Source organism: Sphingobacterium lactis (genome assembly GCF_011046555.1).
Lineage (GTDB): Bacteria > Bacteroidota > Bacteroidia > Sphingobacteriales > Sphingobacteriaceae > Sphingobacterium > Sphingobacterium lactis.
In genome coordinates this window covers 1,067,098-1,093,050 of sequence record NZ_CP049246.1, presented here as the reverse complement: position 1 = coordinate 1,093,050, position 25,953 = coordinate 1,067,098, and the positions used below count along the sequence as shown (strand labels likewise).

General features: G+C 43.5%; 24 protein-coding genes. 5 read left to right on the top strand and 19 right to left on the bottom strand.

Annotated features, from left to right (window positions below):
- Positions 1-83: 83 nt before the first annotated feature.
- The 15 genes from groL to mutY all read right to left on the bottom strand — a co-directional run bounded on the left by groL (position 84) and on the right by mutY (position 14,076).
- Complete coding sequence (groL, locus tag G6N79_RS04815; RefSeq protein ID WP_103905495.1) at positions 84-1,721, bottom strand: chaperonin GroEL; 1,638 nt, start codon at positions 1,719-1,721, stop codon at positions 84-86.
- An 80-nt stretch (positions 1,722-1,801) separates the two neighbouring features.
- Positions 1,802-2,077, bottom strand: a complete 276-nt coding sequence (locus tag G6N79_RS04810; protein ID WP_103905496.1) for a co-chaperone GroES — start codon at positions 2,075-2,077, stop codon at positions 1,802-1,804.
- 222 nt (positions 2,078-2,299) lie between these two features.
- Positions 2,300-2,680: a preprotein translocase subunit SecG gene (gene secG / locus G6N79_RS04805; RefSeq protein WP_103905497.1), complete on the bottom strand. Its 381-nt coding sequence runs from the start codon at positions 2,678-2,680 to the stop codon at positions 2,300-2,302.
- Positions 2,681-2,694: 14 nt separating this feature from the next.
- On the bottom strand, positions 2,695-3,816 hold the full coding sequence (locus G6N79_RS04800; protein WP_103905498.1) for a hypothetical protein: 1,122 nt from the start codon (positions 3,814-3,816) through the stop codon (positions 2,695-2,697).
- Between the two features lie 20 nt (positions 3,817-3,836).
- Entirely contained in the window at positions 3,837-4,355 is a 519-nt protein-coding gene (locus G6N79_RS04795) for an LptE family protein (RefSeq protein ID WP_103905499.1), read from the bottom strand.
- Between the two features lie 9 nt (positions 4,356-4,364).
- Positions 4,365-5,636, bottom strand: a complete 1,272-nt coding sequence (locus G6N79_RS04790) for a sigma-54 interaction domain-containing protein (protein WP_103905500.1) — start codon at positions 5,634-5,636, stop codon at positions 4,365-4,367.
- Between the two features lie 22 nt (positions 5,637-5,658).
- A complete protein-coding gene (gene miaB / locus G6N79_RS04785) occupies positions 5,659-7,092 on the bottom strand; it encodes a tRNA (N6-isopentenyl adenosine(37)-C2)-methylthiotransferase MiaB (RefSeq protein ID WP_103905501.1) in 1,434 nt (477 codons plus the stop codon).
- Between the two features lie 137 nt (positions 7,093-7,229).
- Positions 7,230-7,919 (bottom strand): YiaD family glycine zipper/OmpA-like lipoprotein, encoded by a 690-nt coding sequence (locus G6N79_RS04780; RefSeq protein ID WP_234993167.1) that lies wholly within the window; start codon positions 7,917-7,919, stop codon positions 7,230-7,232.
- A 123-nt stretch (positions 7,920-8,042) separates the two neighbouring features.
- Positions 8,043-8,753, bottom strand: a complete 711-nt coding sequence (locus G6N79_RS04775; protein WP_234993162.1) for a peptidase associated/transthyretin-like domain-containing protein — start codon at positions 8,751-8,753, stop codon at positions 8,043-8,045.
- Between the two features lie 107 nt (positions 8,754-8,860).
- The gene (locus G6N79_RS04770; protein WP_103905504.1) at positions 8,861-9,256 is read right to left on the bottom strand and encodes a hypothetical protein; all 396 of its coding nucleotides are present in this window, start codon (positions 9,254-9,256) and stop codon (positions 8,861-8,863) included.
- Positions 9,256-10,665: a 23S rRNA (uracil(1939)-C(5))-methyltransferase RlmD gene (gene rlmD / locus G6N79_RS04765; protein ID WP_103905505.1), complete on the bottom strand. Its 1,410-nt coding sequence runs from the start codon at positions 10,663-10,665 to the stop codon at positions 9,256-9,258. The genes G6N79_RS04770 and rlmD overlap by 1 nt, the downstream gene beginning before the upstream one ends.
- A 107-nt stretch (positions 10,666-10,772) precedes the next feature.
- Complete coding sequence (locus tag G6N79_RS04760; RefSeq protein ID WP_103905506.1) at positions 10,773-11,357, bottom strand: TetR/AcrR family transcriptional regulator; 585 nt, start codon at positions 11,355-11,357, stop codon at positions 10,773-10,775.
- 94 nt (positions 11,358-11,451) lie between these two features.
- Complete coding sequence (pheS, locus tag G6N79_RS04755; protein ID WP_103905507.1) at positions 11,452-12,492, bottom strand: phenylalanine--tRNA ligase subunit alpha; 1,041 nt, start codon at positions 12,490-12,492, stop codon at positions 11,452-11,454.
- A gap of 62 nt (positions 12,493-12,554) precedes the next feature.
- Positions 12,555-13,007: a single-stranded DNA-binding protein gene (locus G6N79_RS04750; RefSeq protein WP_103905508.1), complete on the bottom strand. Its 453-nt coding sequence runs from the start codon at positions 13,005-13,007 to the stop codon at positions 12,555-12,557.
- A 25-nt stretch (positions 13,008-13,032) separates the two neighbouring features.
- Positions 13,033-14,076: an A/G-specific adenine glycosylase gene (gene mutY, locus G6N79_RS04745; protein WP_103905509.1), complete on the bottom strand. Its 1,044-nt coding sequence runs from the start codon at positions 14,074-14,076 to the stop codon at positions 13,033-13,035.
- Positions 14,077-14,202: 126 nt separating this feature from the next.
- Here mutY and G6N79_RS17665 point away from each other — a divergent pair, with 126 nt between their 5' ends.
- Entirely contained in the window at positions 14,203-15,060 is an 858-nt protein-coding gene (locus tag G6N79_RS17665) for a M23 family metallopeptidase (protein ID WP_103905510.1), read from the top strand.
- Between the two features lie 103 nt (positions 15,061-15,163).
- On the opposite strand, the gene G6N79_RS04735 is transcribed toward G6N79_RS17665, so the two are convergent.
- Positions 15,164-16,237: an alpha/beta fold hydrolase gene (locus tag G6N79_RS04735; protein ID WP_146060582.1), complete on the bottom strand. Its 1,074-nt coding sequence runs from the start codon at positions 16,235-16,237 to the stop codon at positions 15,164-15,166.
- Between the two features lie 168 nt (positions 16,238-16,405).
- On the opposite strand from G6N79_RS04735, the gene G6N79_RS04730 reads away from it, so the two are divergent.
- The 3 genes from G6N79_RS04730 to G6N79_RS04720 are packed head-to-tail and all read left to right on the top strand — an operon-like array spanning position 16,406 to position 20,157.
- The gene (locus tag G6N79_RS04730) at positions 16,406-17,827 is read left to right on the top strand and encodes a WG repeat-containing protein (protein WP_160003656.1); all 1,422 of its coding nucleotides are present in this window, start codon (positions 16,406-16,408) and stop codon (positions 17,825-17,827) included.
- A complete protein-coding gene (locus tag G6N79_RS04725) occupies positions 17,814-18,245 on the top strand; it encodes a hypothetical protein (protein WP_103905513.1) in 432 nt (143 codons plus the stop codon). Before G6N79_RS04730 ends, G6N79_RS04725 begins: the two co-directional genes overlap by 14 nt.
- 43 nt (positions 18,246-18,288) lie before the next feature.
- Positions 18,289-20,157 (top strand): M1 family metallopeptidase, encoded by a 1,869-nt coding sequence (locus tag G6N79_RS04720; protein WP_146060583.1) that lies wholly within the window; start codon positions 18,289-18,291, stop codon positions 20,155-20,157.
- Between the two features lie 70 nt (positions 20,158-20,227).
- Here G6N79_RS04720 and G6N79_RS04715 read toward each other — a convergent pair whose 3' ends face one another.
- From G6N79_RS04715 to hemW, 3 genes are all read right to left on the bottom strand, one after another.
- Positions 20,228-21,655, bottom strand: a complete 1,428-nt coding sequence (locus tag G6N79_RS04715; RefSeq protein ID WP_241241727.1) for a sulfatase family protein — start codon at positions 21,653-21,655, stop codon at positions 20,228-20,230.
- A gap of 270 nt (positions 21,656-21,925) precedes the next feature.
- Entirely contained in the window at positions 21,926-23,374 is a 1,449-nt protein-coding gene (locus tag G6N79_RS04710) for a glyceraldehyde-3-phosphate dehydrogenase (protein ID WP_103905515.1), read from the bottom strand.
- A gap of 497 nt (positions 23,375-23,871) precedes the next feature.
- A complete protein-coding gene (hemW, locus tag G6N79_RS04705) occupies positions 23,872-24,996 on the bottom strand; it encodes a radical SAM family heme chaperone HemW (protein ID WP_103905516.1) in 1,125 nt (374 codons plus the stop codon).
- Positions 24,997-25,559: 563 nt separating this feature from the next.
- Here hemW and G6N79_RS04700 point away from each other — a divergent pair.
- A complete protein-coding gene (locus G6N79_RS04700) occupies positions 25,560-25,943 on the top strand; it encodes a hypothetical protein (protein ID WP_160003658.1) in 384 nt (127 codons plus the stop codon).
- Positions 25,944-25,953 lie beyond the last annotated feature (10 nt).

Here is a 25,953-nt window from a genome sequence, read left to right as displayed (position 1 = left end):
GGCGGAAGGTATACTTTATATCCACAAAAAAAGTGCTGGCCAAAGGGCCAGCACTTTTATATACTTATAGGAATTGGGGCAGATTACATCATGCCACCCATGCCACCGCCCATTGGAGGAGCACCTGCACCTACTGGATTTTCTTCAGGTTCGTCTGCAAGGACACACTCTGTAGTCAATAACATTGCTGCAACTGAAGCTGCATTTTCTAATGCTACACGTGAAACCTTTGTAGGGTCGATAACACCTGCTGAAATCAAATTTTCGAATTTATCTGTACGTGCGTTGTAACCGAAATCTGCAGATCCTTCTTTTACTTTCTGAACGATTACAGCACCTTCGATACCTGCATTGGCACAGATTTGACGCAATGGCTCTTCAATTGCACGTTTGATGATATCAATACCGATTTGCTCATCTTCGTTTTCACCTTTTAGGTTCAACAAAGCTTCTGTAGAACGGATGAAAGCAACACCACCACCAGCAACGATACCCTCTTCAACCGCAGCGCGAGTTGCGTGAAGCGCATCATCAACGCGGTCTTTTTTCTCTTTCATTTCTACCTCAGACGCAGCACCTACGTAAAGAACAGCAACACCGCCGGATAACTTCGCTAAACGCTCTTGCAATTTCTCGCGATCGTAGTCAGAAGTTGTTGTCTCGATTTGTGAACGGATCTGTGCAACGCGTGCTTTGATATCTTCAGCATTACCAGAACCATTGATAATCGTTGTGTTATCTTTGTCGATAACGACTTTCTCAGCTTGACCTAAATAAGATAGTTCAGCATTTTCCAATTTGAAACCTCTTTCTTCAGAGATCACTGTTCCACCAGTTAAGATAGCGATATCCTCTAACATGGCTTTACGACGGTCACCGAAACCTGGCGCTTTAACAGCAGCAACTTTCAGGGAACCACGGATTTTATTTACAACCAATGTTGCCAACGCTTCGCCATCAAGGTCTTCAGCAATAATCAACAACGGTTTACCAGTCTGTACTTGTTTTTCCAAGATCGGCAACAATTCTTTCATGTTGCTGATTTTCTTGTCGTAGATCAAGATGTAAGGCGTTTCTAATTCCGCTTCCATCTTGTCAGAGTTCGTTACGAAATATGGAGAAAGGTAACCACGATCAAACTGCATACCTTCAACAGTTTTTACTTCAGTTTCTGTACCTTTTGCTTCCTCAACAGTGATTACACCGTCGTTTCCAACTTTTTCCATAGCTTCAGCGATCAATGAACCGATCACTTCGTCATTGTTAGCGGAAATAGATGCTACTTGTTTGATTTTATTGTTGTCAGCACCTACTACTTGCGACTGTGTTTTAAGGTTCTCAACGACAGCAGCTACAGCTTTATCGATACCACGTTTCAAATCCATTGGATTTGCACCTGCAGCAACGGATTTGATACCTGGAGCAACGATTGCTTGCGCCAATACCGTAGCGGTAGTCGTACCATCACCTGCTTGATCAGCAGTTTTGGATGCTACTTCTTTCACCATCTGCGCGCCCATGTTCTCTAGGGGCTCTTTCAATTCGATTTCTTTAGCCACAGAAACACCATCCTTAGTGATTGCTGGTGAACCAAATTTCTTCTCGATAATAACATTACGTCCTTTGGGACCTAAGGTAACTTTAACCGCATTAGCTAATGTGTCCACACCTCTTTTCAGTGCGTCACGCGCTTCAACATTATATTTTACTTGTTTTGCCATTGTTATATGAAATTGAAAATTCTATGCTTGCTCTCCAACGGAAATGCAAGTCTTATTGAATAAAGTTTAGTGATTTTTGATTATAAAACAGCGTAGATATCAGACTCACGCATGATTAAATACTCTTTACCTTCATAGGTAATCTCTGTTCCAGCGTATTTACCGTATAAGATTTTATCGCCGACCTGCACAGTAAGAGGTTCTTCCGGTTTTCCAGCACCTACAGCTACGATTGTTCCTTGGGATGGTTTTTCTTTTGCTGTGTCGGGAATGTAGATTCCAGATGCTGTCTTTTCTTCTGCTGGAGCTGGTTCAACAACCACTCTGTCTCCGATAGGTTTAATACTTAATGCCATAATTGTATATCAATTTTTATTTTTTGCGTTAACTCTATTCCTAGGGCATCACGAACTATGCCAATTGAAAATAGGGATTTTTTTTTGCCATTTTTGCATTAACTGTCATTTTTTATTGTCAGTCATTTGTTCGGTAATGCCATCATGACACCAAAATGATAGTAAAAACAAAAACCCCATCTAAAAATAGACGGGGTTTCGATTTCTTTATGCAGATACGCCTTATTTGGTGGTATCCGTTGCTGCAGGTGCTGCTGTTGCAGGTGCAGTAGTTCCTGGTGCTGGTGTACCTTGGTTCGGTGTAGCATTCGGAGTTAAGTTCAAGTTGTTTGTTGGCACTGGTGCTTCGATCTGATCACCTAAACCGCCAGCATTGGATGCCGATGGCCCCATGATGTTGATCGCAATACAGAAAATCATCAACCCAATTGCAAAAATCCATGTACCTTTTTCTAAGATATCACCTGTACGCTGTACACCAATTAAATTTGCTCCACCTGAGAATCCTGCTGAAAGACCGCCCCCTTTTGGGTTCTGGATCAATACGAAAAATGCTAATAATAAACTAACAATGATAATCAGGATAATAAATAAAATGTCCATTTTCTATATTTGTATTATAACTTTTGTTCAATCTCTTTAATTCGGGTCGCAAAGTACGATTTTTTTTCTGGATTCTCCGAAATTAATTTTCTAAATACCATGACTGCTTTTTCATACATGCCCTGGGACTCGTATATGTTGGCTAGCGTCTCTGTTACAACATTCAGCTGATCTTCTGAGCTGCGACGTGCCTTGTTTTCATTATTGATGGATTCAGCTTTTGGCGGCTGGATTTGAGGCTCTTCCCGGATAAACTTATCGATGACCTCATCCATCTTCTCAGAGGATTTAAACTCCACCGTTTTTTTCTGGTTTTCTGCACTCAGCTTATCCTCCGGATTCTGCAGATGGAAGATGTTCTCGCGGATCTGCTGATCCAGAATGGCTTCATCCAGCTTCCGTGGATCAAATTGACCCTTCTGTGCTTTCGGAAAACTTGGCGTAGAAAACGGTTGATAGGTGTCCGCATGCTCCAGCCTGGTTTTATACAACCACCAACGGAAACTATAAGGCATCAGTTCATCATTGTACAGACTGATGTTTTCCTCTGCGGTTCGTTCGTTTTGGACTTCCAGCGCTTCCGTTGGTTTTTCCACTTCGGTCTCGTAAGCTTCCTCTGCGTACTCTTTCTCGATATTGTAGGTCGAAGGTGGATCGAATGCTAACGGCTCTATGGCAGGTTCTTCATCGATTCCCTCCTTTTCTTCCGTTTCCTCCGAGACAACAGTTTCAACTGTCGATTCACTAATTGCCTCTCCCTCCATGGAAATCTCTTCCTGCTCCTCATCCTCAGCAATTGCTACATCTTCAACATACAGCTCTTCATCCGAATCTGTCGTTACCACTTCTTCGTCCTCGAGTTCTTCGTATGCGATATAGTCATCTGTAGTATCCACTTCCAATTCAGGAACTTCCGGCACAGGCTTCTGCAAGTAATCTTTCAACCAATAGGGATTGCTTGCGTAAATGAGTGTTCGCTGTTTATCTACCGGTAGCCCTTCCAGGAATTTTTTCCGTTCAAAGGCAAATACAATAGGTTGCGCATAGGGATATCGGCGAACAAGTTGCTCGAATTCGGCAACAGATACATCCAAGGGATTCTCAAGGGCTTTCCTAAATACAGTTCTTTGATCCATGCTTAACAACAACGCTTATATTACCAATTATTGAAGGCTTTATTGAAGACATCCTCTGTCAACATCTTAACGATTTCGCTGTTCAGCGAACTTTCCTGTGTACTCACCTCTCCCCTAAACTCTTTGAACTGGGTAAAGGATTCTTCAAAATCGCTTTCCCCGGATTCATCTTTTCGGTTGACATACTTCACTTTTACGGTGATGGAAAGCCTATTCAATGCTGCCCGGTCGACTCCAGCTTCTACCGCTGCAGGCGTAATCGCATAATTTGTGATCACACCCGAGAACATGGCATCGCCATCCTGGTTCACCTGGCTCAATTTGGACTGTGTACGGATGCGCTCCTTCAAACCTTCCGTAAACTGCTGGCTCAATGTTGCCGAAACAAAGGGGGAAATATTTTCGAAAATCTCTACGGAATAGGTGTTCATCCCTTCGGGAATCGAACCACCGCTAAGGCTATATTTTACGCCACAGCCTTGAATGGTGAAGACCATGAGCGCTGCCAAAAGAATATAACCGACAAAAGTTCCTTTCATCTTATGTGCTTAATCTAGATTTAAATCTTTAATCTTCCTATAAAGCGTCCGTTCGGAAATCCCTAATTCCTGGGCAGCCGCCTTACGCTTGCCTTTGTGCTTCCGTAGGGCTTTCTTGATCAAATCAGACTCCTTGTCCAATAGCGATAAGGACTCCTCCACCTCTTCTACATCTTGCGTATCATAGGTCAAATAGTCATCATTGTTGCCGTTCGCCTGTCCCGGATTATGGATGGTAATCGTTGGATTCGGATTAGCACCATATTCTTCCGAGCCCAATGCTGGCGAGTTCGGACGGATCTCTTGATATAGTTGATTAATATAAGGAGAATTCTGCTCAATCGTGCCTGGATTGAATCCTTTTTGGATCAATTCCACAACAAGTTTCTTCAGATCGACCATATCCTTTTTCATGTCAAAAAGAACCTTGTAGAGTAAATCGCGTTCTGAGAAATTCTCTTTGGATTGGTCACGTAGCGGAACAGGTAAGCTGCTCTGCTGTTCTGCAGGCAGGTAATTGCTTAGGATCTGCGCATTGACCAATCGTTCTTTTTCAAGGACAGCAATCTGTTCGGCAATATTCTTCAATTGACGCACATTGCCCGGCCATGAATAATTCTTGAGCATCTCCTGCGCATCCTCGGTCAATTGTATGCCCGGGGAACGGTATTTATCAGCAAAATCTACTACGAATTTGCGAAATAGGAGTACAATATCTTCTTTACGCTCGCGTAAAGGTGGGATCCGCAAGGGCACCGTATTCAAACGGTAATACAGATCCTCTCTGAATTTTCCCTTTTTTACGGCCTCAAACACATCGACGTTTGTTGCCGCCACTACGCGGACATTGGTTTTCTGTACTTTGGAAGAACCTACGCGGATATATTCACCCGATTCCAGGACACGCAATAAACGCGCTTGGGTCCCTAACGGAAGTTCCCCAACCTCATCCAGGAAAATGGTCCCGCCATCGACAACTTCAAAGTATCCCTTCCGGGCCTCATGAGCGCCAGTAAAGGAACCTTTCTCGTGTCCGAATAACTCGGAGTCGATGGTACCCTCGGGAATCGCACCACAGTTCACCGCAATGAAAGGACCATGCTTACGGCCACTCAATTGGTGGATGATGTGCGAAAAAACTTCCTTACCCGAACCACTTTCTCCCTGAATCAAAACGGATATATCAGTAGGCGCTACTTGGCGAGCAATATCTATGGCTCGGTTTAACAACGGGGAATTCCCGATGATACCAAACCTGCTTTTAATATCTTGATGATCCATTATTAGTTTTTAGTGTTGATCTTTAGTCTACAATTTTTCCGATTAACGTTGCGGATGTACAGGTCTCGCCCAATACATTTACGTAATCTCCAACTTTATACCTAGGGTCAACCGGGAATACTACCATGGTATTCTGATCGTTTCGACCACAGAAATCCTGATCTGAGCGTTTCGAGAAACCCTCGATCAAAACCTTCTGCACTTTGCCGACAAAATTCTGAATACGGTACAGGCTATGTTCGCGCTGCAGGTCGACAACTTCCGTTAGGCGGCGTTTCTTCACCTCTTCTGGAATATCATCCGTATAGCGTTTTGCTGCCAATGTACCTGGGCGTTCCGAATAGGCAAACATATAGGCATAATCGTATTTCACATAATCCATCATGGATAGTGTCTCTTGATGCTCTTCTTCTGTTTCCGTACAGAATCCGGTGATTACGTCTGTGGAAATTCCACATTCCGGAATAATGCGACGGATGGCATCCACACGCTCCATGTACCATTCCCGATCATAGGTTCTGTTCATCAGTTCCAGAACACGGGAATTACCGGATTGCACCGGTAGGTGGATATATTTACAGATGTTTTCGTACTTTGCCATTGTGTACAATACCTCATCGGTAATATCTTTCGGATGAGAAGTAGAGAACCTGATTCGCAATTCAGGACTTACCTCCGCAACCAAGGCAAGCAACTGCGCAAAGTTTATGGTCGCCCCTGGCGCCTCTCCCTCTGCCACAGGAGCTGTATATTTATAGGAGTCAACATTCTGCCCCAGTAAAGTCACTTCTTTATAACCCGCATCAAATAGGTCTTGCGCCTCTTTTACGATGGAAGCCGCATCACGACTACGCTCTCTACCGCGTGTAAAAGGAACAACACAGAAGGAACACATATTGTCGCAACCACGCATAATGGAGATAAATGCAGAAATACCATTGGAGTTCAAACGAACCGGACTGATATCCGCATAGGTTTCCTCGCGAGATAAAAGGACGTTTACCGCACGGCCACCCTCATCTACCTTGCCGATCAAGTTCGGCAAATCACGGTAAGCATCCGGGCCGACCACAACATCCACCAATTTCTCTTCTTCCAGAAATTTAGCCTTCAAGCGCTCAGCCATACAGCCCAAAACGCCAACGACCATTCCCGGATTCTTGGTTTTTGCTGCCTCGAATTCCTTCAGTCTATTACGAACGCGTTGCTCAGCGTTCTCCCGGATCGAACAGGTATTGATGAATACAACGTCCGCATCGCGATAATCCTTCGTCGTCTCAAATCCATTTTCCATCAGGATGGAAGCCACGATCTCACTATCCGAGAAATTCATCTGGCAACCGTAGCTCTCGATATAAAGCTTACGGCCGGTAGACTGCCCGGTAGGAATCATATCCAATGCCTCACCTTGACGTGATTCATCGTGTGTTTTTGTTGTATGTGCTAACTCTAACATAGTCAATTTTCAAAGACTACAAAGTTAGCAATTATCTCTTAAACAAATGACAGTTTGTCAGCAGTTGACCAAAATTTAACAAATAAAAAGGCGTCAATTTGCATTGACGCCTTATTTATCTGTTAGGAAACGAGATCTTATTGACCTGCTTCTTGTTTTGCTTGCTCTTGCATTTTCTTACTTGCAACGATTACGATTTCTACACGACGGTTTTCAGCACGTCCTGCGTCAGTATCGTTAGAAGCGATTGGCTCTGCAAAGTTTTTACCTTCAGTCTTGATACGACCACCAGCTAAACCTTGAGAAACAGCGTAAGATTTTACGGATGCTGCACGACCTTCAGAAACCTTCTGGTTTGCGCTCAATGTACCTACGTTATCAGTGTGACCCAACACTAAGATTTCAGTATCCGGTTCTTTGTTCAATGTCTCCACCAATTTCGCAATATTTTCTTTTGCAGTAGATTTCAATGCTGTACTGTTGAAATCAAAAAGGATACCTGAATCGAATTTCACCAAGATACCTTCACCAACTTGCTCAACTTCAGCACCAGCAACTGTATTCTCGATTTCTTTCGCTTGTTTATCCATTTTCTTACCGATCAGGGTACCTGCTGCACCACCGATAACTGCACCTGCAATTGCACCTACTGCAGTATTACCTGCTTTACCACCGATCAATGCACCTAACGCACCACCAGCAGCTGTACCTACAACAGCACCTTTTGTTGTGCTACTTGTATTTTGAATAGTTGAACAGCTTGCAAATAACATAGCTGAAGTCGCAACTGTCAAACCGTATACCGCAAATCTTTTATTCATTTTCATAATCAAATAATTTATCTTTTTTACTAAAATACTTTTATACTAATAAGCATTCCATTTGCAAAGCCAATGCCAAAAGCTTTTTTAAACAAAAAAACCAAAGTTAATTCTCTGGTTTTCAATATGTTATTTTTCATTGATATGAACATCTAGCTTCGGCAACCGTTGTGGTTTTGGCCTACCTTGATTGTTCCATGTCTTAAATGAGTTGTTAATATAGTTCATCAGGTCGTATTCACCCCACCGTTCCACAGTCGAAGGCGATGGACGGTACAAATCCATGAACGCACCTAGCTCTTCACCTTCCAGCTTGGTCAATCGCTGAACAATACTGCGGTTAAATATACGGTCTACTTTTGTTGCTTCCAACTCCTGGCTCATATATTGCTCAAAACGCCTAGCGTTTTTTGCTTCCTTACCGAATAGGTTGTACAGCGCGGTGGCCGGACTGGCAATATACGTCCCGAATTTATTGTGCCCGTTATTATATACCCCTTTGCCCTGGTAATCTCTTAGCGTATTCCGTAACTCCGCTTCTTTCGTACTGCGGGTCACAACAACCGTCTCGATCTGGTTCACACCAGGCACCATGTCCAAAAGTATATCCTCTAGGGTATTGATACGGGTTTTGATAGGTCCATAACCCATTTTTGAAACTGTCAGCGTATCACCGACATTCACTTCGATGGTGAATACACCATAACTATTCGTCCGCACATTGACCTTCGTCCGTGAATTGACGACATTGGCGTCACTTATTCTAGTGCTCGCGCCCTTTTCCAGAACTAAGCCTGAAACCATGTTATCCTGTGCTTGGCCGTTTGCAGCGATTGCCAAAACAAAAAGAAAACAAAAAAGGGTAATATATCTTACTTTATTATACATCCGATTTTAAAGGTAATAATACTTTAGACTAGAAAGTGTTAAAAAGTTTTAAATGCGATTTACGCATACGGATAGAAAACAAAGTTCGCTCCCTCGGGAACTACGACAAACAGGCACATGAAATCATTGGCCGGTTTGAATTGCTTTTCGAAGTACGCCTTTCGGTCTTCCTTGATGATACCCCTATCCACAAACTCTTCCAAGGAACTCGCTTGAATGCTCCACTGGGTGTTGAGCTCCCCGCGATCCAAAATCATTTCGCCAAGATCCACTTGATGCTGATGGGCAACAAAAATTGGGTATAGCGTATATCCTTCTGCCATCATTTCGGCAGAAACTTCCTGAATGGATTCCTTATAGAAATCCAAATCCGTCTTTAAACTCAATAAAGGGCTATCGGTCTTTTTCTTTCCTTCGCCTTCTGGCCCTTGATTCAATAAATCCTGTAAATCCATTATTTCCTCAACTTTAACAACACCACATTTTCCACGTGCTGCGTATGCGGGAACATATCCACCGGCATAATTCGCGTCACATCGTACTTGGCAGCTAACATCTCCAAATCCCGTGCCTGTGTTGCGGCATTACAGCTCACATACACCACCTTCTCACTTTCCATTTCCAAAATTCTGTTCACCACATCAGCATGCATGCCCGCACGCGGAGGATCCGTGATGATCACATCTGGCTTGCCATGGGCAGCAACAAAATCCGCGGTGAGTACATCCTTCATATCACCGGCATAGAATTTCGTGTTCTTAATGCCATTGATTTCTGAATTGATCTTCGCATCTTCTATTGCCGTGGGCACATATTCCACGCCAACAACCTCACGCGCTGATCTGGCAACGAAATTTGCAATCGTTCCGGCACCTGTATATAAATCGTATACCAACTCGTCCCCTTTTAAATCCGCAAATTCGCGGGTCACCTTATACAGTTCATAGGCCTGTAGGGAATTCGTCTGGTAGAAGGATTTCGGACCAACCTTAAACTTCAGGCCTTCCATTTCCTCGTAGATAAAATCACGACCTGCATAGATATGGATATCCTGGTCAAAGATCGTATCGTTTCGTTTTTGGTTAATAATGTACAGCAATGATGCTAGATTCGGGAACTTCTCCTGGATAAAGGACATTAATAGTTCCACCTGTCCTTCTTCTGGATAGGCGAAAACCACAATAACCATAACCTCACCAGTGGATGAAGTCCGAATAATCAGGTTTCTCAATGCTCCTGCATGTTCGCGAAGGTCATAGAACGATATTTCATTGGCCTTAGCAAACTCAAATATGGAATTTCGCAGGTCATTGGAAGGATCCTGTTGTAGATAGCAATGGTCCACTGTCAAGATCTTGTCGAACCTACCCGGAACGTGGAAACCCAGGGCATCCATGGAATCTCCAGGCACAACCTCATCGAGGTCTGTCAGCCAACGCTTGTTGGAGAAGGTAAATTCCAATTTATTCCGATAATATGTCGTCTCTTTTGACGGCAGGATTGGCTCCATGCCAGAAACATCAACTTTCCCAATGCGAGATAGTGCATTTCCGACGTATTGTTCCTTGAACTGCAGCTGTGCCTCATAGGTCATCTGCTGCCATTTACAACCGCCACAAACCCCAAAATGCGAACAGAATGGATCGACACGATGTGCTGATGGCTGCTTGATCTCCACGATCTTGCCTTCGGCAAAATTCTTCTTCTTGCGGAACAGCTCCACATCCAACACATCCCCCGGTACGGCGCGCTCAATAAATAATACCAAATTATCGTGCTTGGCAACACCTTTTCCTTCTTCCGCAATATCCACGATCGCGACATCCGAAACCATTTTCTTCTCTTGAGGTATTCTTCTTCCCATAGTGGGTGCAAAAATACGCTTAATATTTGAAAAATTTAGCCATAACAGTATAGACTTAAAAGGGATGTGAATCAGGGTTTGCTCAGAAAAGGAAAAATAGATGCAGGCTACCCTCTATCGTCCATGAGTGTGGCCTGAACCAAATAGGGGAGCATTTCCTTTTGGAAGGAAATAAAGTTCTTCCGGACATCGGCTTCTGATACGGCTGTAAAAGCAAACGAAAAAACGATGTTCTTACTGGATTTTATCAGGAAGTTCAAGCGTTCTTCAGGGATCACGCTGCCAATGGTTTCATTTTGCATAAACGAACGCAGGAGGAGGAATTCGAGGTCCTCCGAAAGGATTTTCAGGTATTCTTGCGCATTTGCAGATTCCCGGATAAATTCCCAACCGACAAATTCATTACAGACAGTATACGTGACGCGGCTGACCCGCAGGATGGTATTGGCGAGAAAGAGTGCAAGATCATTTTCCTTCACATGCTTATTCAGAATATCATACACATTATCTTGGATATAATCCATCAGTACGGCATGCAGAATAAGTTCCTTGCTGGCAAAATGTTTGTAGAAGGTGGCTTTGGCAATGCAGGCATTCTTGGCTAGCTCATTGACGCTAGTTTTATAATAACCATATTTCCTAAATAGATCCCTTGCGGATTTCTTTATGGCTATGACTATTTTATCTTCCATGAATGATTCTGTTCTAAAGCAGCGCGCTGCACAAAGCCACCCGATAAATCTGTATTCCTATAACCCGGGTGGGCTTTTGGGATCCGAAGATCGATTAAATAATTTCTGTTTCGAATTGGGACAAGAAGCGGGCATCATTTTCAGAGAAAAGACGCAAATCCCGAATTTCATATTTCAAGTTGGTAATCCGCTCGATTCCCATACCAAAGGCGTAGCCAGCATATTTCTTGCTATCGATTCCACAGTTTTCAAGAACATTCGGATCGACCATACCACAACCAAGGATCTCTACCCATCCGGAATACTTACACATCTGGCAACCTGCTCCTTTACAAATGGTACAGGAAATATCCATTTCTGCGGAAGGCTCCGTGAATGGGAAGTAAGAAGGGCGGAATCGCACTTTCGTATCTTCACCATACAGTTCCTTCACGAAGTGGTAAAGTGTCTGTTTCAAATCGGCAAATGACACGTCCTCATCGATGTACAAGCCTTCTATCTGGTGGAAAAAGCAATGCGCACGCGCTGAAATCGCTTCATTTCGGTACACACGTCCTGGCATAATCGCGCGGAAAGGTGGTTTCCCAGCTTCCATCAGGCGCACCTGCACAGAGGAAGTATGCGTACGCAACACCAGGTCATTGCCCTCCTGTTTCTTGATAAAGAACGTATCCTGCATATCCCTAGCCGGATGCTCCGGTGCGAAGTTCAACGCAGAGAAGTTATGCCAATCGTCTTCGATCTCATTGGCTTCCGCAACGACAAAACCCAATTTCTTGAAAATCTCAACGATTTCTTTACGCACCAAAGATAACGGATGGCGTGAGCCAAGCGTATAACCAGGACCTGGCAAGGTCAGATCACCTTCCTTGCGGGAAGACTGCGAATCTCCTTGGCCTGCAAATTGTTCCGATGCTTCCTTGAATTTTGTCTCCGCCAACTGCTTAAACTCATTCAATACCTTACCCAAAACTCGTTTCTCCTCGCTGGATACGGTCTTGAATTCTTCGAATAGGTTTTTAACGATGCCCTTGGACACCAAAAACTTCAATCGGAATGCTTCTACATCCTGTGCCGAAGCTGGGGCAAAAGCCTCAATTTCTTCGGTATACTGCGTTATCTTATCTTGCAACATGCGCCAAAGATACGGCAATTTTTAAAAAAATAGGGAAATGCTACGGTAATTAATTAGGTAGATTAAAATGGTAGCCCGTCGTTATCACCGTCATTCTCGGTGAAATCGACCTGATCTTCTTTAGTATCGTTACCAGTGGAAGGCGAAGTCGTATTCCCTCCTTGGTTTTGCTGAGGTTCGAAGTCAGACTTGCGCCCCAATAAATTGAAGCTCTCGGCTACAATTTCCGTGGTATAACGTCGTACCCCCTCTTTGTCTTCATATGACCGCGTTCGAAGTTTGCCTTCGATATAAACCAGCTTGCCTTTGCTCAGATACTTTACCGCAACATCTGCTAATCCGCGCCATAGGACGATATTGTGCCATTCGGTTTGTTCTACTCGACGTCCATCCTTGTTAAATGTCTCCGATGTTGCCAAGGGAAAACTCGCAACACTGACGTTTCCTTCCAAATACCGGATCTCGGGGTCTTTCCCGAGGTGACCTACTAAAATAACTCTATTTACTCCTGACATATGATAATTTAGGATTTAGTGAGCACTAAAAATTTTGTTCCACAAAGGAACTAATCAGTTTATGTTTAGCTAATTTATCTAAATTTTCTAACAAATAATAATTCCACTCCCTTTTTTTGGTAATCTGTAACGATTCAGCAGGCAATTTGTAGAACCTCGCATAGATATTTTGGTGACTGAGCAAATGCTTGACTTCCGCACCTAACACCGCCGGCACTGCATCCCCGAAAAGTTGCTGATAGGCTTCGTTCTCCATCAATTGATCAACAGCCAAGCGCTCAGTGGTTTCCAGCATTGGGAACTCAAAAAGATTCGCCCAGACATCGCCCTCTCCTCTTTGGGACATCATGACCTCCCCTTCTTTTTCGATCACAAAATAATGAAAGAAGCGGTCCCTACTTTTCTTACCCTTCAGCTTTACGGGCAGTTGATCCACCAGGGAGCCCTGATAAGCTACACAGTCAATCTGCAGGACACAGGTGCTACAGTCAGGATTTTTTGGTTTGCACTGTAGGGCACCAAAATCCATGATTGCCTGGTTATAATCTCCAGGATGATCCCGATCTAGCATTTCCTGCGCCAGTTTGGAAAACAGCTTCTTTCCAGCCGTGCTATTGATGGGCTCATGGATCCCGAAATACCGGGATAAAACGCGGAAAACATTGCCATCGAGGACGGCATGAGGGCTATTTTTCGAGAATGCAGCGATCGCTGCTGCTGTATATTCACCAACTCCGGGGAGCTCCAACAACGCTTGATATGCCGTAGGGAAATCCCCCGCATGCAATTCAACCACCTGTTTACTAGCCCTATGCATATTTCTCGCACGCGAATAATAGCCCAAGCCTTGCCATAAACGTAGGATCTCGGACTCCTCAGCGGCCGCGAATTTTGTTACATTTGGGAATGTTTCGAAAAAACGCAGAAAGTAAGGCATTCCCTGTTCCACACGGGTCTGTTGAAGGATGATTTCTGATAACCAGATGACATAGGGATTCTTGGTTTCTCGCCATGGCAGCGCTCTTTTATGCGCAGCATACCAGGTTAGAATGCGTTCCGAAAAAGACATAATGCAAAGATGATAAAATTAGCCTTCTTATAACATCAAATAGTTATAAAATGTTAAAAAATCTTGTTAATATTTTAACATACTCTATTTTTACGCCCGGCTAACAAAATTGGGAGAGTTAAAAATATGACAAAAAAGAAGACTGCCGTGGAAATTTTAGACTCCAACGGCGATTCGAATTTGAAGATTCAAATTCCAACTGTTATTCTAAAAAATTGGAAGTACTGCCTTGCAGGAGGAATCTTCACCATTTGCTTAATATTCGGATTAATCGTATTCGCAGTTACAAAATCTACGAGTGATCATTACGAACAAGAGCTGACGAAACAGATTGAAGCACTTGAGGAGGCGAAGCAGAACTTAGCCTTGGAAGAAGCGACAAATCAGTTAAGTGCCGTGCAAATTCAAAAATCCTTTGAATCTATTGATAGTGCATTAAACCAAATTAATGCCAAAATGCGCAAAAGAGGATTAAAAGAATTCGCACCGAAGCTGAAAAATGCGGGTGGACCCGTAGAAGATGAGGTTAATTTGAATGAATTAAGCAAATATTACGAAGCAAAGCTTAAAAAATTAGACAAAAACTTAGAGGGTATTCCCTTGGGAAGACCACACAATGGCGGCATAACGTCCAGATTTGGCTACAGAAGAAATCCTTTCACCAACCGCGGCATTGAAATGCATTCGGGAATCGACATCAAAGGGAGAACAGGAGAAGCAATCCGTGCAACAGCTGCCGGCAAGGTGGTGCATGCAGGATACAAAGGTCAATATGGAAAGGTTGTTATCGTTCAACATACCAACGGTTGGGAAACCCGTTATGCGCACCTGTCCAGCACCAATGTTCGCGTAGGACAGAAAGTAGACGCCGGACAGCAGGTTGGCAAATTGGGAAGTACAGGAAGATCCACTGGACCACACTTGCATTATGAATTGCTTAGTCATGGGACCAAGATCAACCCCGAAAAGACATTAATTTTTTAACAAAAATGCCTTCGAAATAAATTCGAAGGCATTTTTGTTAGTGTATAGTAGTTAGAATTAAGTATTAAGACCTATGATGGGTAGCTGGTCGAACTTGCATATTCTACTCTAAGCTATCCAAAAATCCCAACAGTTCCTGCAGAAATTCTTCTGGACATTCAAAATGGATGTTGTGTTCAGCACAATCGAAGGTGTGGTGTGTGACGAAATGGGGATGGAGTTCTTGCAATTGTTGGTTCCCCTTTCCGGACTTAAAAACATCGGGTTGACCTGTCGCATCGAGAATTAACAGAGGCACCTTCAGGTATCTAAAGGTATTAAGTGGATCAATGCGCACCATCGAGGACGCATATCGACTTACGGAATCTGAATTATAAAGCACCTGTCTATAATGGTTCCCATCTTGCATATGCATGTATTCATCCAGTCCATAATAACCGACCCACTTCCCTTTTACCTTTTTCATGAAGCCAAACAGTTGATATCCCTGATCTGGCTTGCTGAAGTCCAGCATATTCTTATACAGATCAAAGGCTGAGCCTGACTGGGAAAACAGCTTTTCCTTAACATACTCTGGCGTTTCTACCCCCTGAAAGAATGTCTCGCGCTCCTGCTCAGTCATCTCGTTGAACAGAGCCTGGAATCGTACGGATCCACCATCCTCCAACACCAAGGCGGAAATACGATCGGGATATCGGTCATAAAAGGCTGTAGCCAGATAACCCCCGCGTGAAAAACCACCCAGCACTACTTTCCCGATCCGCTCCTTATCCAATAAAACATTAAGGTCATCTGCAAAATCCCAAAAATCAAGATCGCTTTTCGGGACAGCAGTTAGACCATGTCCATAATGATCAACCGCAATAACGTAGTAGCCCATGGCAGTCAACGATTCAGCAAACGGCTGGAAATCGTATGCCGAAAGGAAACTTCCCGGAAGCCATACAAATACCTTTTCGGAAGGTTCACCCCAATGCAGATAAGCAAGTTTGTGATGTTTGCCCTTAACAAATTTACGGTGTTCCTTTTCAAAGACTGAAAAAGTCTTCTTGTCCTGTTCAAAACGAGCGTACAAAGAATCTCGAACTTGTGCAACAGCTCCGGTATGCAGCAATAGTAAAATACAAATTATAGCGATGATATTATATTGAAAGGTTCTCCTTTTTCCGTTTCTCATGATATTTTTCCAATGGAATTTGTTCACCTAAAAAGGGTTTATTGAATGTCTCCAATTGCATCCACACCCACATGCTCTGTGCCCTCTACTGACATCCATCAAAAAGATAGCATTTCCTTTTGTAGAATCAACAAAAAAGATGAAGTTTGCGCTTATACTTCCAGACAAATGAAATCGCTGTTTAGCATTATCCTCCTGACATTTATCACTTTCTCCGGTGTTGCCCAAGAAAGCTATCGCATTGAATACACTATCCGATTGGACCAGAAACTCAAGGATTTTATTCGCGACACCTCCCAAGAGGAGATGGATCAGCACACACGAAAAAGACTTTCGGATTATCTGGACATGGAAGGCAAGGCATCCATTCGTACGTGGGTAACCTCTGAGATGGTGCTAAGCAAATTCCATCCCGTTGGTAAATCAACCCAACTGGTCGATAAAAAGAACAATAAAGTATATCTATTGGATTCCGTTTCCCAACGTTATGCTGGGTTGCCAGAGGACGTTCAAACTTCAGTGCTTAAAACGACTGTCCTCAAGGAAACTGCCGAAATAGCTGGCATAAACTGCAAGGCGGCTATTTTGGAGGCATCGAACGATGAAATGAACACCGGCAATATGACCTATAAGGTCTGGTATACCGAAAACCTCCCAAAAGTATACTGGAAAGATTACCAGTTTTTGGCAGAAGTTCCTGGCGCAGTTCTCCGATTAGCGGTGGACGGATATACCTATGAAGCCATTCGTGTAAAGAAAGAAAACATCAACCCAGAAATTTTCTCCATTCCCCATAATTACAAAGAAACCGACGTGGAGGCTTTAACCCTGCTGCTTGATCCGCATGCTGAAGATATGGACCTGGGCGAGGATAGGATAGCATTTATGGAATCCGGCAATACATTATACGGCATAAAAAATGAGAAAAATGAAGTATTGGCGAAACCACAATTCGTGACGATCACACCATATCATGATGATGTGGCCATCGCTACCCTACCGGAGGATGCTGCAGTTTTGATCGATCTGAACGGACAGATTATCGGTGGAGAACGTTACGATTACATTGATTTTTTTCTGCACAGGGATGCTTACCTTTTTTCAAAAAACGGAAAGACAAGTCTGATGGACAAGCAAGGAAAGCAGATTTGGCCGCATGCCTATGATCAGGTAGAAAGTTCGGGGCAGAAATATGCTATCGTTATGGAAGGTGAGCAGATGGGGATCATCGATCACAACGGCAATTCAGTTGTGCCGTTGGCTCCACGAGGTATCGACCAATGCGATCAGTACCATTACATCTCCGACACGGGAAATGGGCCAAAGGTATATACCATTGTGGATGAGAAGTTGGTATTTGAAGGGTATGACATCATCTTATTGACCGGAGAAAAGGATCTGTTCGTGGTATCCAAAGATGCCGACAGTTTTGGATTGGCCAACAAAAATGGTGAACTTATCCTCCCGATGGAATACAGCTATATCACTCCCTTTTCTAACGGTAGGGCATCAGTAATGAAAAACAATGCCGAAGATGAGTATTACATCAATACCAAAGGGGAACAAATTCTGGAAGATGACACAATTTAATATCAATACACTCAACAGGGGGCGTTTTATCTGGGTTCTTTTAGGGGGGCTGTTTCTGGTTGGCTTTGTGCTTGCCCAATTCCCACTTTCTGAGCTAACCAAAATTCTGACGCTATTGTTCTGCATACCCGTCCTGATGTGGCTTGCCGTTCGGTTAAACCGCTCCTCATCCGTTTGGGAAATCAAATCGAGTAACATTCGCATTACCAAAGAAAATAAGACGACTGAAATTCCGGTTGCCGATATCGCCTACGTGAAGAACCACATGCGTTCCGGTGGAAACCTCATTGTTCTCCATAGACATAGTAAATCAGGGCCTTTCCGGTTTTGGCGCAACAAACTTTTCATGGCAGATGACGATTTCGACAAACTCATCCCCAAGTTCCGGGAGCTGCAGATCGAAATCGTGTTGGGCTAAGCACCTGATGGATGACAATGCTAAATTTTATATATTTGGCATTATGAACTTAAAAACCAGCATTACCTTACTCTTATTGACTGTGACGTCCGTCATGGGTTTTGCGCAGCGCAAAACCTACTGGGATCAAAAGGTGGATTATGCCATGGAAATCGATGTGAACGAAAAAACGTTCCAGTACGATGGCAAAATGAAACTGAAATACAGCAACAATTCCGGTCAGGAATTGAATAAAGTCTATTTTCACCTCTACTTCAACGCTTTCCAACCGGGCAGCATGATGGATGAGCGATTAAAGAACATCGTTGACCCTGATGCCCGTATGGTTACTCGGTCTGGAACAAAGGAAAAACCTGTTGTTACCAGCCGGATCGCTACCCTTAGCCCACAACAGGTCGGCTATCAGAAAATCAAAACCGTGAAATACAATGGCGTGGATGTTCCTTTTAAAGAAGACGGGACCATCCTAGAGGTTAACCTACCGACAGCCATCAAAGATGCATCAACTGTAGAGTTTGACTTGACCTGGGAAGCACAGGTGCCGGAACAGATCCGCCGAAGCGGAAGAAACTCCAAAGAAGGCATCGCTTTTTCCATGACACAATGGTATCCTAAGATGGCACAATTCGATGAATTCGGATGGCACTTGGATGAATACATCGGCCGTGAATTTATAGCCCCTTTCGGAAACTTCGATGTTAAGATCCATATCAATAAGGATTATGTCATCGGATCTTCGGGAAAACTACAGAATCCTACCGAAGTGAAGGGTTATTTTAATAATGCAAAGATCAAAGCAAAAAATAACAAGGCTACATGGCACTATAAAGCAGAGAATATTCATGACTTTGCTTGGGCTGCAGATCCAAAGTTAGTGGTTGACTCTGCGAAAACTCAAACGGGCACCACCATTTACACGGTATACCTGCCAACTGACCAGGAAGTGATCGGAAATTGGAAAACTGCGCTGGGTATGGCGACTGAATTCTTCGACTTTACAGGTAAGCATTTTGGTCAATACCCTTGGTCAACTTATACGATCGTTCAGGGTGGAGACGGTGGGATGGAATATGGAACCGCAACGCTGATCACCGGCGGCCGTAATCTAAAGGGATTGGTAGGCGTCATTTTCCATGAAGCTGCACACTCTTGGTACCAGCACCTTTTCGGCATCAATGAAACCGTTGATGAATGGATGGACGAAGGTTTTACCAGTTATATCGAAGAACTAGCCTATCAGGAAATTTTCCTGAAGCCCAAAGTTCGCGAACTCAATCCAATAGGCATGGCCTATAACGGTTATTACCGTTTGGCAAAATCAGGAAAAGAGGAGCCTATGAGTCTGCTTGCAGATTATTACAACACGAATTTCGCATACAGTAATGAAGCGTACAATAAAGGCGCTGTACTGGCCGAACAATTAGGATACATTATCGGCAAGGAAAACCTGCAGAAAACATTCCTGACGTTTTACGACCAATGGAAATTCAAGCACCCCACTCCGAATGATTTTAAACGCGTAGCCGAACAGACTGCGGACATCAACCTGAAATGGTACTTCAACCTGTTCATCAACACCACGCGGACGATCGATTACGCTATTGGCGAAGTTTCCGATCAGCAGATCGAGATCAAGAACAAGTCCAACTTAGCGATGCCGATCGACTTACTGGTGGAGTATCAGGATGGTAGCCGGGAGCTGTTCTACATCCCTTTGCGTGAGATGCGGGGTGAAAAACCAGCTGAACAGTTTGACATTTATCAGGGCGTGAAACGTACGGTACTTCCGGACTGGTTCTGGACAAAGCCTAGCTATACCATTCCGGTCAGCAAACAGGTAAAAAAAGCTTGGATTGACCCGACTCAGCGTCTTGCAGACATCAACTACGAAGATAACGCATACGGTCAATAAACCGAATGAAGCGATAAAAAAATGGGATACTCGGTCGAGTATCCCATTTTTTTATGGCCAATTGAATAGATTATTTGTTCTTCAGGATTTCCTCCAACCGATTTTTCATTTCCTCTGTTTTTTGAACTTGGTCTTCGGCCAGATTCCGCGTTTCCCCTCGGTCGTCGGCGAGGTTATAGAGCTGATCCTTTGGGCTGTTTCCAAGTTCTATATTGGTCAACTTTGCCACGGCTTGCCCCTTGTTGGGTTTGATGTATTTAAAGGGTCCAGAGGTGAGGGAGAAAGTTCCCGATGATTTCACCAATTCCCCACGGCCTACCCTCTTTTTTCCTGCAAAGGCATCCCAGATGTTCTGACTGTCCATGTTCTGCGTGGCAGGCAATGCCACCTGAAAGTAATGGGCAAAGCTTGCCAAAAAATCAACTTGACTGACGAGGGCATCCGATACCTTTCCCTTTTCAATTCCCTTCGGCCAACTGATAATAAAAGGCACTCGGGTACCAGCTTCGAACGCGGAGTACTTACCGCCGCGCAATCCACCAAAGGGGTCGTGTCCATTTAATTCCGTAACAGCATCATCTTCATAACCGTCATCCAGGACAGGGCCATTGTCGCTCGTGAAGATAATGATGGTATTGTCATACACACCTTGATGCTTAAGTTCCTTCACCAGTTCGCCAACAGTATGGTCCAGTTGCAGAATCGCATCCCCACGATAGCCTAAGCCACTTTTCCCCTTGAACATGGTGGACGGCATACGTGGCACATGCGGTTCGGTTGCATGATAACTTAGGAAAAAAGGATTGCCTTGCTGTTCGCGTATAAATGCTTTGGCCTTGTCGACAAAGGTCAGGGTCACTTCCTCATCCACCCAGCGCGCACGCGTCCCTCCAGTCATCCATCCGATACGGCCAATTCCATTGACGATCGTTTGATTGTGTCCATGATCGGGTGTCGCTTTCATTTTCAGCAACTCGGGGTTTTCTGCTCCTGTGGGGTCATTCCCGACCTTCTCTACATAAGAAACGGTGATTGGATCATCCTGATCCAATCCGACAACCCAATGGTTGTCCATAAACACCGTCGGCACACGATCCGCGGTTGCGGGAAAAATATAGGACCGACCATAGCCAACCTCATTTGGTCCCGGAGTAATAGCTGCGTTCCAATTCTTCTCTACCTGATCACCCAAACCGAGGTGCCACTTACCAATGATCGCTGTCGCATATCCCTGATCCTGGAAGAGATCGGGAAGAGTGAATTGTGCAGTATCGATGATGAGTGCTGCGTCGCCAGGGAGCACGCCCGTTCCGGATTTCCGAAAGGGGTATTGCCCGGTCATCAACGCATAACGCGAAGGGGTACAGGTCGCGGCAACAGCATGCCCATTGGTAAATCGGATACCTTCCGCGGCGAGGTTATCGATATGTGGGGTATGTATTTTTGTTGCACCATAGGCGCCCACATCTCCATAGCCCAGATCATCCACATAGATCATCAGCACATTCGGCTTCTCTTGGCCGACCGATAAAAATGGAATAAAACAGCATAAGCTAAGAAAAGCCCTGAATGTAGAAAAGCCTGAAAATCGCATAAACAGTAAGGTTGAGTGAATAGACAAGATAAGACATTATCCTGTCTATGCCAAATTTGGACAGCACGCACATGGCGAACAATACCCTACTGTCAGAAAAGAAAAGCCATAACACAAAAGCGTTATGGCTTAAACTTATTTTAAAAGACTGATTGCACTGTATTTAGCGTGCTGTTAATAATAGGTATAACGTCTTACTCCAGCAATATGTCTGGCCAATCGCATCACCTGATGGGAATAGCCATATTCATTATCATACCAAACATAGATAATCGCGGTTTTCCCGTCATCAGAGACAATTGTTGCAGGCGCGTCAACAACTGAGGCAGCGGATGTCCCCACGATATCGGAAGAAACCAACTCGGAATTGTTCATGTAGCTGATCTGTTCCACTAGGTCCCCTTCCAAAGCAGCTTTCCGTAAGATTTCGTTCAATGATTCTACTGAGGTTCCCTTTTTCAATTCCAGGTTGAGGATAGCTAGGGAGCCATTTGGAACCGGAACACGGATGGCATTGGAGGTTAATTTCCCTGCCAATTGTGGAAGTACCTTAGCAACAGCTGAACCTGCCCCGGTTTCCGTAATCACCATATTCAAAGCCGCGGCACGACCCCGACGGGATTTCTTGTGCATGTTATCCACCAGATTCTGGTCATTCGTATACGAGTGGATCGTTTCTATGTGTCCTTTTTCAATACCCAATTCCGCCTCTAGCACAGCAAGCACTGGGGAAATTGCATTGGTCGTACAAGATGCAGCAGAGAAAATGTTATCCTTCTTCGTATCTACATCATTCTCATTCACCCCATATACAATATTAGGCACACCTTTGCCCGGCGCGGTCAATAGGGCCATTCCCGCTCCTTTGGATTGCAGGTGTCTCGCCAACTCCTTATCATCACGGAATGCACCGGTATTATCGATAACCAATGCATCATTGATATCGTACTGGGTATAATCAATTTCTTCAGGATTCTTTGCCGAGATGATATATACTGGGATGCCGTTCATGATCAATGCCCCTTTTTCCACATCAACACTGACTTCTCCATCAAAATTGCCATGAATAGAATCTTGGCGCAATAGGCTGGCACGCTTTTCCAAAGTTTTCTCATCTACCTGATCGCGCGTCACGATGGCGCGAAGGCGTAATTGTCTACCTGCCCCTGCTTTGCTTATCAGCTCACGAGCCAACAGGCGGCCGATACGACCAAAACCATAAAGCACTACATCCTTCGGTTTGAAACCCTGGTGAGCCGCTGCAGGCTCAAGTTCCTTTTTCACAAAAGCGAGAACATCATCATCTGCAACTCCTTCCTTCCGGATGTTTAGCGCTAGTTTTCCGATATCGATACGGGAAGGATTGATGCCCAATTCCTGGATAGCTTCCGCGGCTTTAAGGGTCTCCAAGATACTGAGCTCGGTACCCAAATAATCTTTCGATTGCTGATGGAGGTTGAGGATAAAACTCACTCTTCTGTCTATCAATTGGTTCCTGAAGAGTACCAGTTCAACGGATTGATTGTACCATAGATCGCTTACGATTTGAATAAGCTTTACACAGGCATTTTGATTTGTTTTGTAACTTTTGATCTGCCCCTCAAAAGTAGAATCTTGTGTCATATTGTTTATAATAGAATTTTGATGCAAACATAGCTAAATTATAATTCTCCGAACCCCTTATTTTAAGAAAAACGCAAAAAACATCCTTATAAATGTAGTTGTTTTTAGATATTGTCAAAAATACACCAAGCTAATTATGAATTATTCAAACATATATTATTCATTTGCTAAACGCTTTTTGCACTGAAAATGGAGGAATCCAGGTGGAATGATTCGAACGCTTCCTTAAAAACAGAAATTTTTCAATGCAGCTTATGGTTTCTTGCCAATTAGTTATTATATTAGATTAATCTAACTTACGTTCTAAACCTATCAATTTCACAGAGAGCGTCTTATTTTTGGTTACCATGGCTGCGAATTGCCTGGATTACTGCTTTGGCACATGCATTGGTAATTATATATGGTTAGGTTATTGAAAACGGAATCAACGTTAAGATTCAGGTTATATATTAGGTTAATTTGGAGAAGGGGCTGCCACAATCAGTCCCTTTATTCTTTTATTCGACAATGAACAGTTCCGAAGCAATCTGGTCGGCCAACAACTTCCCACTTGCCGTGAGTGTAATGATACCGGAAGATGCTTCCTGTACCTCGCCGTTATGGATATATGCTGCAAGTCCATGTAGCAATTCGTTGGTATAATCGGATCCGAATTCCTTTTCTACAAAGTGCTTATCCACGCCCCATTTCGTCCGTAAAGCGGTCATGATATACTCATTATAGCGATCATTCTTGGTGAGTTGTTCGGTTTCCAATTGAAGCTCATTGGCCAGTATACCTTTGATGTACAACGCATTGTTCGCCACATTCCACGATCGGGAATCTCCATTGAAGGAATGAGCGGATGGACCGATGCCAAGATAGGGTTTGCCCATCCAGTAGTTGCTGTTGTGCTTGGCATGTCGGCCCGGATAAGCAAAATTAGAGATTTCATATTGCTCATAGCCAGCGTTGGTCAGCGTATCAATCAGGAGCAGCATCTGATCGGCACTCTGCGCCTCATTCAAGGCTGGGGTTTTTCCCTTATTGATCATATGGTCAAGTGCTGTCTTCTTCTCCACGGTCATGGAGTAGGAAGAAATATGAGGGACCTGCAGATCGATCAGCTGCTGCATATTGCTTTTCCATTTCGCATTGGTCAGCAAAGGATAGCCATAGATCAGATCACAGGTTATATTTTCAAACCCCGCATCCTGCACCCGCATAATGGAGGATGTGGCTTCTTCGGCATTGTGCGCCCGATTCATCCACCGTAAATCCTCCTCAAAGAATGACTGAATACCAATACTGAATCGATTAATGGCTGTACCGCGCAAAGCCTGGACTTTCTTTTTGTGAAGATCATCGGGGTTAGCTTCCAAGGTAATTTCCGCATCGGTGCTGATATGAAAATGCTGAGAAACCTTATCGACTAAACCCTGTATTTCGTCAGCTTCCAAGATTGAGGGGGTACCTCCGCCGAAATAGATGGAATGCACGTCTTCGCTAAGGTACGCCGCACGCTTTTCAATCTCCAAGTGCATTGCTGCCAAGAGGTCCTCCCTGTATTTTAAGGAAGTGCTGAAGTGGAAGTCACAATAATGACATGCCTGCTTGCAGAATGGAATGTGGAAATAGATCATGGGTGCAAATATAAGTATAGATAAATTATGATAGAAATTAACGCTACATTAAGTTAACCATCTAATAATGTGTTATTTAATTAGTCAATATACTTATGTTGGCAAGAATTTGACAAACGGACAATTGAGAGAAATACAACATAAATAGTTAGAACACTTAGGTATGAAAAATCATCAGTATATTTCTACCATTCATAATTCGACAGGTAAGGTTTATAAACTTGCGATAATCAACTGAAAATGAAATAAGAAGGCTTATTATGATATCTGGATATCAAGAAGACTCAAGAGTGAGCAGAGAAGATCAAATTATCACACGGCTGAAAAACGGACACAGACATAAGGAATGAAGTGAAAATAGAGTTCCTCTTTTGAGCGATTTTAAGAATTTCTTGATAAAAAAGGACTTGAACCAAGGAAAGTTTATAGCAAGGTTACAGGAAAGTTGAGCGGCTATAGCATCAAAGGTCACAAAGCATCGGACATAGATCGAAAATTGACTGTTGGCAGAATAGATTCACTATTGCAGAATTCTGGACCAAACTTGAAAGAAGAAAAGCAAAATGTTAACAGAGGTTATAAGTTTAGAAGATAGTATTATGTCAAATCAAAAATCACTTACCAATCATCAATTAGGCATTGCGTTAGCATCTCTAATGGAAAACTTTGAAAAGAATCAAAAACAAACGTTACAAGAACAAAAGAAAATTCTTCAGAGTATATATGAGCTTGAAAAGCGTATAAATAATTCAATAACTAACTCAAAACTAGCTGTTGACTGTTCGGAGTTGAAGATGTATAATGCTGTAATTAGTAAAACTTCAGCTGATGCATCAAATCAACTAAATAAGGCTCTGAAAGGTTTTTTTCTGAATAAGTATTTGTTGCTGTTTTTTGGATTGCTGTTTTTGACATCTTGTTTTATGTGTTGGCTATCATTTGAATAAATAAAAAAAG